A 9,504-nucleotide genomic window follows, 5' to 3' on the forward strand; every position below is an offset into this window, starting at 1 on the left:
GGCTCACTCCTCGATCGGTCGGATGCTGCCGTCCACCAGCTCGGCGCCCTGCGCCAGCAGCTGCTGCACGATGGGGTCGGAACGGAAGCGCGCCTCGGCCTCGCGCTGGCGCTCGGATTTCTCGCGCTGCTGGCGGTCGAACAGGGTCTCGCCCGGGGCCGCGGCGGCAGCCTCGGCGAAACGCAGCGCGGGGGGGCGGCCGAACAGCGGCGCCAGGGCCTCGGCGAGGCGGCGCACGCTGATGTCGGTCTTCATCGCCTCGCCTTCGGGTGGCAGGGCGAGCGTGAGCCCTTCGGCATCGCCGGCGACGAAGCGGGCATGGGCGGCGAGTTGCCCCGCCGGGCCACCCACCGCCTGCTGCTGCAGAGCCTCGAGCCAGTCCTCGTGGGAGGCGATCGGCACCCGGGCGGGCGAGGCCGGCGGCACCGGCATCGCCAGCGCGGCATTGCCGAGGGCGTCCACGGCCTCGGCGCGCGGCGGCTCGGCAAGGACCTCGGCGAAGGGCGAGGGCGGGGCCTTGCGCGGCGGCGCGGCGGGTTCGGGCCCGCTGGCGAAGGGCGAAGGCGGCGCCCGGCGCGGCGCCGGGGCCTCCACCATCGGCACGGCCATGCCACGCCCGGCGTCGGCACGGCCATGCGCGGCCTTGGCCTCGCCAGATGCATCGCCTGATCCCAGGGGCTGGAAGGCCAGCATCCTGAGCAGGCTCATCTCGAAGCCGACCCGCGGGCTCGGAGCCAGCGGCAGGTCGCGGGCGCCAGTGATGGCCATCTGGTACCAGAGCTGCACCAGCTCGGCCGGCACCTGCGAGGCGAGCGCCTCCACGTCCACGCCGTCCACCGGGCGCGCCGCCTCCGGCACCAGCTGCCTTACCTGCACGGCATGCAATGCGGCCGCCAGGTCCTCCAGCACCTGGGCGTAGTCGGGCGAGAAGGCGGCCATGGCCTCCACCTGCGCCAGCAGGGCCGGGCCATCGCCGGAGGCCAGGGCCGCCAGCAGTCCGCCGATGGCCTGATGATCGAGGGTGCCGAGCATGGCGTGCACGGCCTCGGCCGTGAGCTGCCCGCCGCTGTAGGCAATGGCCTGGTCAAGCAACGAGAGGCCGTCGCGCAGCGAGCCGTCCGCCCCACGCGCCAGCAGAGCGAGCGCCGCATCCTCGGCCGGAATGCCTTCGGCATCGACGATGCGCCGCATCTGCCCTTCGATCTGCTCCTGCTCCAGGCGCCGCAGGTTGAACTGCAGACAGCGGGAGAGCACCGTCACCGGCAGCTTCTGCGGGTCGGTGGTGGCGAGCAGGAACTTCACGTGCTCCGGCGGCTCTTCCAGCGTTTTTAGCAACGCGTTGAAGGCGCTCTTCGAGAGCATGTGCACTTCGTCGATGAGGTAGACCTTCACCCGTCCGCGCGAGGGCAGGTACTGGGCGTTGTCGATCAGCTCGCGCACATCGTCCACGCCGGTATGGCTGGCGGCGTCGATCTCGATCAGGTCGACGAAGCGGCCGGCGTCCACGTCCACGCATACCGCGCATTCGCCGCAGGGATCGGCGCCGCTGCCGCGCTCGCAGTTGAGCGACTTGGCGAAGATGCGCGAGATCGTGGTCTTGCCCACGCCGCGGGTGCCGGTGAACAGGAAGGCGTGATGCACGCGCCCGGACTCGAGCGCGTTCGACAGGGCACGCACCACGTGCTCCTGCCCCACGAGTTCGGAGAAGCGCCGCGGGCGCCACTTCCGTGCGAGAACGAGATAGGCCATGTCGCGCCCCGAAAACCGGCCTGCATTGTGCCAACCACGCCCGGCCTCCGCCATGCCGGGCGCCGGCGTATTTGTGCCGGCGCCGGCGGGCCGGTATCATTGGCGTTTCCTCAGGGCCGCGCCGGATGCCGGCCAGGGGGACCGCGCTGCGGGCGTGGACAGGTGTCCGAGTGGTTGAAGGAGCACGCCTGGAAAGTGTGTAAGCGGCTAAACCCCGCTTCGCGGGTTCGAATCCCGCCCTGTCCGCCAATCGCAGCCGCACGACCTCCTCCATGGCGGCCCCGCTGGCGCCTCCGCGACGGTAGGCCGAAAACCCCGCCAGGCCCGGAAGGGAGCAACGGTATCGGCCGATCCGGGTGCCGGAGTCACGCTGGCGGGGCCGTCGCCATTTCCGCTGAGGGAGGCGGCAGCGGCACCCGCTCTCCGGGCCGCGCCACGCGGTGGCCGCGGGCGCGCATGGCCTCCCCGTCCGCCGCGCTGGCGTAGTGATAGAGCAGGCAGCGCGCCAGCAGTTCTGCCGGGTACTCGCGCTCGAGCTCGTCGATGCCGGAGTGCGAGGGATTGCCAACGAGGCCGCAGTCGTGGGCCACGCGCTCGCCGGCGTCGGCCATGACCGCCAGCATCTCGGGAATCGGCCGGGTGTCGCCGGTCCAGACGAGGCTGCCGCGCAGGCGCAGGCCGAAGGCGGTGTCCGGGCGGTGATGACGCACCGGGAACACCTCGAACCAGCAGCCACCGTGCCAGAAGCCCTCGCTCACCGGCACCAGCTGGAAGGCATCCCAGAAGTTGGCCCCGCCCTCGGCCAGTACGCCGGGGTAGTCGGCGAGCCGCCGCTGCAGGTGTGGCACCACCGGCGCCGGCACGTAGAGCCGCACCCGGCCACACAGCGCAGGGTCGAAATAGGCGGCGTAGAACAGGCGCTCCAGCCCCGCCACGTGGTCCATGTGCACATGGGTGATGAAGAGCGCGGTGGGCAGGCCGCCATAGGCCGCAAGATAGGCACTCAGAGCCTCCTGCCCGCAATCGATCATCAGAAACGGCACGCCCTCGCGCTCGATCACACCGGAGGCCGCGCCGAGCTGCGGCGCCGCGCCGGCATTGCCCACGCCGAGGAAATGCAGGGCCAGGCTCACCGCAGGGCCTCCGCATGGGCCGCGCGCAGGCGTGCCATGCCGGCGTGGATGGCCTGCACCGGCACCTGACGTCGATGCTTGAGCATCGAGCGCTCGAGGCGGTCGAGCTCGGCGCCGCACCAGCGCCCCGGCCCGCCCTCGCGCCGCCCGCGGTCCCAGTCGATCACCGCGAACCGGCCGTCGTCGCAGCGCAGCACGTTGCGGGCATTGAGATCCGGATGGCGGGCACCGTGGCGGTGGAAGCGGGCGATGCACTGCCCCGCCGCCTCCCAGGGCACGCCGTCCACACCGGCATGCACCAGCGCCATGAGATCGGTGCGTGCCGGCAGGCGCTGCATCAGCAGGGCGGCGCGGTAGAACGGGCCCTCGCGCCACCAGGCGGCGGCGATCGGTCCTGGCACCGGCAGTCCGAGGCCGGCGAGTTCCTCCAGCAGGCGCAGTTCGCGCACGCAGCGCAGGCGCGACACTCCGGTAAACAGGTAGTGCTCGCGGCTCAGCCGGGCCACCCAGCCGCCGCGCCGGTAGAAGCGCAGCACGCCGGCGCCGAAGGGACCTTCGACATACCAGGCGCCGCCACGCCCGCCATCGCTGATCGGCAGGGCATTGGCGCCGTAGCGCGGTACCTCGAACCATTCCGGGCGCGCGCGCCCCGCCCATGCCGCAGCGGCATGGACTCCGGCCACGCCATCGGCGGTCGACTCGGGCGCTATCATGCGCCGCAGTCTAGCAAGGCCCCTCGCGTGCCCGCCCTGCCCTCGTCCGTCTGCCTGTTCCGGCTCTCCGCGCTCGGCGATGCCACCCATGTGGTGCCCGTCGTGCGTGCCCTGCAACGTCACCGCCCCGGCATCGCCCTCACCTGGGTGATCGGCAAGGCCGAGGCGAAGCTGCTCGAAGGCCTCGAGGGCGTGGAGTTCATCGTTTTCGACAAGAAGGCGGGCCTGGGCGGAGTGCGCGCCCTGCGCCGGGCCCTGGCCGGCCGGCGCTTCGATGCCCTGCTGCAGATGCAGCTCGCGCTGCGGGCCAACCTGCTCTCCCGGCTGGTGCGCGCGGAGCGCCGCATCGGCTACGACAGGGCGCGCAGCAAGGAAGGCCACGCCCTGGCCATCGATGAGCGCATCGCGCCCGGCGGCTACCACGTGCTCGACGTGTTCGGCCGCTTCGCCGAGGCCCTGGGCTGCCCCATGGACCGGGTGGAATGGCGCCTACCGGTGCCGGCGGAAGCCCGCGACTGGGCCGCCGCCACCCTGCCCGGCGAGACCCCCACCCTGCTCGTCTCGCCCTGTTCCAGCCATCCGCTGCGCAACTGGCGAAGCGAGCGCTACGCCGCAGTGGCCGGCGTGGCCCTGGCGCGTGGCTGGCGGGTGGTGCTCTGCGGCGGGCCTTCCGCGCTGGAACGCCGGATGGGCGATGCCATCCTCGCCGCTCTGCCACGGCGCGAGGGCGTGATCGACCTGATCGGCAAGGACACCTTCAAGCGCTTCCTCGCCCTGTGCGAACGCGCCTCGGTCCTGCTCGGCCCCGATTCCGGGCCGGTGCACATGGCCAATGCCATGGGCTGCCGGGTGATCGCCCTGCACGCCTGCACCGATGCCGAGCGCAGCGGTCCTTACAGCGACCGGCGCTGGTCGCCGAACCGCTATGCCGAGGCCGCCGAACGCTTCCTCGGCCGGCCGGCCTCGGCCCTGCCCTGGGGCAAGCGCATCGAGTTCGAGGGCGTGATGGACCTCGTCACCGTGGACGAGGTGGTGGAACGCTTCGAAGCCTGCGCCCGCGATCTCGGCGCCTGATTCAGGACCGCGGCGGGGCGGCGCCCGGCGCGCGGTAATCCTGGTAGCTCTTCTCTTCCACGTAGGTCGAGCCGAGCCGCAGGTTGATGTCCTTCTTCACCCGGGCGCGCTCGTCGTTCTCGAAATACACCGCGCGGGCGAGGCGGATGAATTCCTCGTCGAAGGCCTGCGCCTTCTCCTTTAGCCGGATGTCGTCCTCGATCACCCAGAGGCGCTCGTTCACCGCCTTCAGCGCCGCCATCAGGTCGCGGATGTCGATGGCCGAGGCCGGATGGGCCGCCCAGGTGGCGCGCAGGGCCTCGAGTTCACGGCGCACGTTGGCCAGCTTCGCCTCGTCGCGGATGCGCTCGGACTTGATCTCGAGGATGGCGATCTTGTCGAGGAGTTCGCCGAAGGACACCGGCACGCTGATTTCGGACATCGCGGTCTAGCTCACGGAAAAGGGCGACAGTCTAGCGCGGCGGCGGCGCGCCCAGCCGAGCACGGGCCGCTCCAGCAGCCCCCAGGACAGCAGGGCGATGGGGAGGGTGAGCAGCAGGCTGGCAAGGGCGAAGCCCTCCACGCCCCAGTGCGGCGGCACGAAGCCGCCGAGCTGCTGGCGCAGCAGCCACTGCACCGGGTAATGCCAGAGGTAAAGCCCGTAACTCACCACGCCAAGCCCATGCAGCGGCGCCGTGGCGAGCCGCCACGCCCGCCCACCGCCTGCCGGCATCGCAAGCACGGCATACAGCAGGCCCAGCGCCGGCAGGGTGGTGAGCAGGGGCCAGGCCCAGGTGAAGGGGCGGGCATCCACCACTCCGTTGTAGAGCCGTTCACCGCCGAGCAGGGGCAGGGCCGAGAGCAGGGCCAGAGCGAGCAGGGCGAGCAGCAGGGCGCCGGCCATGCCGCCCCGCCCGGCCCTGCCCGGCGCTCCCGCCCCGCTCCCGGCATCTCCCGGCAGGGGGCGCCGGCGCCCGGCCGGGGCTTCGGAAACCGCGGCCGCCCCGTTCGAGGCCCAGGCGCCGCTCCACCAGGCCGCCAGCACCGCGCCGGCCACGAACTGCACCCAGCGCCCCGGCGCATGCTCGGCCCAGCCGATGCGCTGCTCGATGCCGACGTCCATGGTGGCGATTGCGCCACGCCAGAGCAGGGCGAGCAGGGCCGCCGCGAGCAGAAGCCCCAGGGCGCGACGGGGCGTGCGCAGCGACGGCAGGACGAGCGGCAGGGAGAGATAGAACACCGCCTCCACGGCCAGGCTCCACCAGGGGCCGAGATGGGCCGGCACCCAGGGCCAGGCATTCAGCCACAGCAGGACGTGCGCCAGCACGCTGCCGGCATCGGCCGGCTGCCAGCCGATGGCCTTCACCCCCAGCCCGCCGAGCAGGGCGAGCACGACGAGCTGCAGGTAGTAGGCCGGCAGCAGGCGCGCCGCCCGCATCAGGTAAAGCCCCGGCCAGCCCCCTGGAGCGCGTAGCCCACCATACGCCAGCAGGAAGCCGGAGAGCACGAAGAACAGGTCCACGCCAAGCCAGCCGGCGCGCAACAGGGCGAGCCCCGGGGTCTCGACGCCGGGGGCCGGCGTGCCCGCCAGGGCCCAGGCATGGAAGAGCAGCACCCACAGCGCCGCCAGCCCTCGCAGCCCGGTCAGGCCGGGCAGCCGCTCAGCCATGCCCGGAGGCTCCCGCCGGCCTTTGCCGGCTGGCCCCGCCACGGCGGGAGGCGGCGGAAAAAACGAAGGGCGCCCCGCGCGGGGACGCCCTTGCAGTGTCTGGCGGAGAGGGAGGGATTCGAACCCTCGAGGCGCTATGAACGCCTGCCTGATTTCGAGTCAGGTACAATCGACCACTCTGCCACCTCTCCGGTGGAACTTCCGCGCGGCAGCCCGGGGCCGGGCACCCGACGGAGCCGCGCATCATACACGCCCCACCCCGCAGGCTCAAGGCGCGCCGGCTCCCGTGCCGCCGCGCGCCTGCAGCACGAAGGTGCCGCTCTGGTGCCCGGCGAAGCGGATCGGGGCGAACTGCGGCTCCTGCACCACCGGCGAATCCAGGGTGGCCAGGGCGAGGGCCGCCGAGACGTCCTGATAGAGACGGGTGGCCTCGAGCACGCCCCGGCTGTCCTCCAGGACGTTGAGGAAGGCCTTGGCAAAGTAGCTGTGCCCGCTCGGCCCCACGTCCGGCACCGGCTGCACGCCGCCGGAGGTGAGCGCGAGGCGGGCGCGCCCTGCCGTGGCCTCCTTCAGCCAGCGCGCCATGCCGGCGGCATCGATGCTGGCATCGGCCACCGGCACCGAAGCGCGGGTCATGGTGCCGGAGTAACAGGAATCGGCCACCACCAGCACCCGCTTCGCCGGCAGGGTGTCCAGAAGCTCACTGATGGCACGGTTCGAGATCCAGGACTCGGGGCGACCGGACAGGCCGTCCGACGGCACCCAGTAGCCTTCCCCGCCCGCGGCGAGCTCGCCATGGCCGGCGTAGTAGATGAGCAGGTTGTCGTTCTCGCCCAGCGTCTTGCGCATCGCATCGATGGCACTCAGGATCTCCAGCCGCGTGGCATTCAGCAGCAGCCGCGACTGGAAGCCGTAGCGCGATTCCAGCACCCGGGCCACCGCGGTGGCGTCGCGGGCGGCGCTGCGCAGGTCAGGGTAGTCGCTGCTGCCGTAGCGGTCGTTGCCGATGACGATGGCGTGGAACTTGCCGAGGGCGAGGCCGGCCGTGGCCGGCGCCACCATGCCGGTGCCACCACTGCCGGCGGCCATCAGGGTGAACTCCAGAGTGGCCGTGCCGCCGTCGGGCCGGGTGGCGCTCACCACCACCGGCGTGCCGGCCTCGGCGGCCTGCAGCCGGGCCTGGAACAGGCCGGACTCACCGATCGGCACGGCCGTGCCATTCACCATGACCTCGCGCACGTCGCCGGCCCCGGCCACCCGGCCAGTGATGGTGCGCTCGCCCGGCGCCCCGCGCACCACCGCTGCCGGGCGGCCACGCATCGCTACCAGCGGCGGGTCGATCAGCTCCAGCCGCGCCACCAGGGCCGCACCGCCCTCGCCCACCCGCCGCTCCAGGCTGGCGATGAGGTTGCGCTGGCGGGCGAGCTGCACTTCCTGGTCGGCGAGCGAGTTCTCGAGCAGGCGCTGCAGGGCCACGTCATCGGCCTGCTTCGCCGCCTCGAGCTTGCGCCGCGTGGCCTCGAGCTCGCTCCGCGCCGCCGAGAGGGCGCGGCGGCGCTCCTCGAGCTGGGTGGTGAGGCGCGCCACTTCGGCGCGCAGGGCCTCGGAGGTGGCGCGCTCGCGGGCCACGTCGGCCTCCAGCGCGCCGATGCGCTCGTCACGCTGCTGCAGCTCCACCTGCACCACCGAGGCATAGAGCAGTTCGTCCTCGATGCCGGCCCCGCGGCGGTAGAGGTTCACCGCCATGGCCGGGTCGCGGGCCACGCCCAGGCCCTCCTCGTAGAGCCAGCCGAGGTTGATCATGGCCCGCCGGTCGCCCTGGTCGGCGGCCTTCCTGAACCACTGGAAGGCCATGCCGTAATCCGGCGCGGTGCCAAGCCCCTTGGCATAGATCTCGCCCACCGCGTTCTGCGCCTCGGCGCTGCCGGCCATGGCCGCCTCCAGCCAGACCTTCAGGGCCGTCTGGTAGTTGGCGCGGTCGTAGGCCACGTACTCGCCGCCACGGATCTGGCAGTCGGCCTGGGTGGTGCGGATCGGCCGCCGGGCGCTCATGAAGGTGGCCTGGCGGCCGAGCTGGCGGATCTGCCCCGGCAGCAGGCAGTCCACCACCATCAGGTCCTCGGCATTGCGCACGCTGGGCCCGGACTGGGCCGCGAGCGGGGGCGCGGCGGCGCCGGCAGCGAGGACCAGCAGGGCGCTGGCGAGCAGGGGAAGGGCGGCATGGCCACGGGGCCGGGACAGGGGGGCGTCGGAACGGATCATCGGGGGCTCCGGTCGGCCTACCGGCAGGCGCCGGCGACGTGGCTATACTCCGGGGCACCCGCCGTTCACGCAAGCACAGGGGAATGCAAGCGTGGCCACCCCCCAGGAGGCATCCATGTCCGGTCCGTCCGCCCTCGGCCGCCTGCTGCGGCCGGTGTTCGCGCTGCTGCTCGTTCTCTGCGCCCAGCCCGCCCTCGCGGTGATCAACTGCGAAATCCTCCCGGTCGGGCCCACCTTCCAGTCCGCCCTGACCGGCGAAACCATCGTCGTGCAGTACCAGATCACTGGTCTGGGCTGCGGCACCGTCATCACCACGAGCACGAACATCGTCTCGGATACCACGGGCAGCAGTGTGTCGCCGACGAGTGCCGCGGCCCCGCCCGGGGTCCAGGACGTCATTGCGGATATCGGGCCAACCCCGGGCACCCTGGTGTTCCGCGTCACCTGCACCTCGGGCTGCTTTGGCTCCCCGGCCAACCTCGAGATCACCTACACCGTCAACGTCACCGCCCCGGTGCTGCGCACCCTCGATCCGGTCGGCCCCACCAGCCTCACGGTCTTCGAGGGCGATACCCGCACCGTCTCGGTGATCGCCCTCGACGATGGCCTGCCTGCTGGAACGAATGTCATCTGGAACGCCAGCGGGCCGGTGAGCATCAGCCCCACCAGCTCCAACACCAACCCCTCCACCGGCGAGGCCAGCACCGTGGCCACCTTCGGCCCGGGCACCGGCACGGCAACCATCGTCGGCACCCGCACGGATGCCATCGATGCCTTCGTCACCTACACCTTCAACGTGGTGGCGGTGCCGGTGCGCACCATCAGCGTGGTCTCCGGCAACGGCCAGAGCGGGCCTACCAACACCTCCCTGCCCGCTCCGCTCGTGATCGAGGCCCAGGACAACGGCCTTGCCGCGCCCGGCATC

8 protein-coding genes, 2 tRNA genes and 1 other RNA gene are annotated in these 9,504 nt (G+C 72.3%); 4 read left to right on the plus strand and 7 right to left on the minus strand.

All coding sequences use genetic code 11. The features are described from left to right. Positions 1-3: 3 nt before the first annotated feature. Positions 4-1,749, minus strand: coding sequence for a DNA polymerase III subunit gamma/tau (dnaX, locus tag G408_RS0111320; protein ID WP_028771176.1), 1,746 nt, complete (start codon positions 1,747-1,749; stop codon positions 4-6). Between the two features lie 156 nt (positions 1,750-1,905). On the opposite strand from dnaX, the gene G408_RS0111325 reads away from it, so the two are divergent. Together G408_RS0111325 and ffs are read left to right on the plus strand one after the other, a co-directional pair. Then, positions 1,906-1,998, plus strand: a tRNA-Ser gene (locus G408_RS0111325). A gap of 33 nt (positions 1,999-2,031) precedes the next feature. Beyond that, an RNA gene (ffs, locus tag G408_RS15190) (signal recognition particle sRNA small type) lies at positions 2,032-2,128 on the plus strand. Here ffs and G408_RS0111330 read toward each other — a convergent pair. Both G408_RS0111330 and G408_RS14510 read right to left on the minus strand, forming a co-directional pair. Beyond that, a complete protein-coding gene (locus tag G408_RS0111330; protein WP_028771177.1) occupies positions 2,115-2,882 on the minus strand; it encodes an MBL fold metallo-hydrolase in 768 nt (255 codons plus the stop codon). The two genes, ffs and G408_RS0111330, sit on opposite strands and share 14 nt — an antisense overlap. Further along, positions 2,879-3,595 carry a 3-deoxy-D-manno-octulosonic acid kinase gene (locus G408_RS14510; RefSeq protein ID WP_051282936.1) on the minus strand — a complete coding sequence of 239 codons (717 nt, stop codon included), beginning with the start codon at positions 3,593-3,595 and terminating at the stop codon, positions 2,879-2,881. The genes G408_RS0111330 and G408_RS14510 overlap by 4 nt, the downstream gene beginning before the upstream one ends. A gap of 36 nt (positions 3,596-3,631) precedes the next feature. Here G408_RS14510 and G408_RS0111340 point away from each other — a divergent pair, with 36 nt between their 5' ends. Beyond that, a complete protein-coding gene (locus G408_RS0111340) occupies positions 3,632-4,669 on the plus strand; it encodes a glycosyltransferase family 9 protein (protein WP_037413153.1) in 1,038 nt (345 codons plus the stop codon). Position 4,670: 1 nt separating this feature from the next. On the opposite strand, the gene G408_RS0111345 is transcribed toward G408_RS0111340, so the two are convergent. From G408_RS0111345 to G408_RS14515, 4 genes are all read right to left on the minus strand, one after another. Then, entirely contained in the window at positions 4,671-5,090 is a 420-nt protein-coding gene (locus G408_RS0111345; protein WP_028771179.1) for a DUF6165 family protein, read from the minus strand. Between the two features lie 6 nt (positions 5,091-5,096). Beyond that, a complete protein-coding gene (locus G408_RS0111350; protein WP_028771180.1) occupies positions 5,097-6,317 on the minus strand; it encodes an acyltransferase family protein in 1,221 nt (406 codons plus the stop codon). A gap of 100 nt (positions 6,318-6,417) precedes the next feature. Beyond that, positions 6,418-6,508, minus strand: a tRNA-Ser gene (locus G408_RS0111355). Between the two features lie 76 nt (positions 6,509-6,584). Beyond that, on the minus strand, positions 6,585-8,579 hold the full coding sequence (locus G408_RS14515; RefSeq protein WP_051282937.1) for a caspase family protein: 1,995 nt from the start codon (positions 8,577-8,579) through the stop codon (positions 6,585-6,587). 115 nt (positions 8,580-8,694) lie between these two features. On the opposite strand from G408_RS14515, the gene G408_RS15440 reads away from it, so the two are divergent. Next, positions 8,695-9,504: hypothetical protein (locus G408_RS15440; protein WP_028771181.1), on the plus strand; the 810-nt coding region annotated here is incomplete at its 3' end.

The organism is Silanimonas lenta DSM 16282 (genome assembly GCF_000429065.1).
Classification (GTDB): Bacteria; Pseudomonadota; Gammaproteobacteria; order Xanthomonadales; family Xanthomonadaceae; genus Silanimonas; species Silanimonas lenta.

Bases quoted from the DNA above. Each gene is read 5' to 3' on its own strand.
- dnaX (WP_028771176.1), bottom strand. From the start codon at position 1,749: ATGGCCTATCTCGTTCTCGCACGGAAGTGGCGCCCGCGGCGCTTCTCC.
- G408_RS14510 (WP_051282936.1), bottom strand. From the start codon at position 3,595: ATGATAGCGCCCGAGTCGACCGCCGATGGCGTGGCCGGAGTCCATGCC.
- G408_RS0111345 (WP_028771179.1), bottom strand. From the start codon at position 5,090: ATGTCCGAAATCAGCGTGCCGGTGTCCTTCGGCGAACTCCTCGACAAG.
- G408_RS0111350 (WP_028771180.1), bottom strand. From the start codon at position 6,317: ATGGCTGAGCGGCTGCCCGGCCTGACCGGGCTGCGAGGGCTGGCGGCG.
- G408_RS14515 (WP_051282937.1), bottom strand. From the start codon at position 8,579: ATGATCCGTTCCGACGCCCCCCTGTCCCGGCCCCGTGGCCATGCCGCC.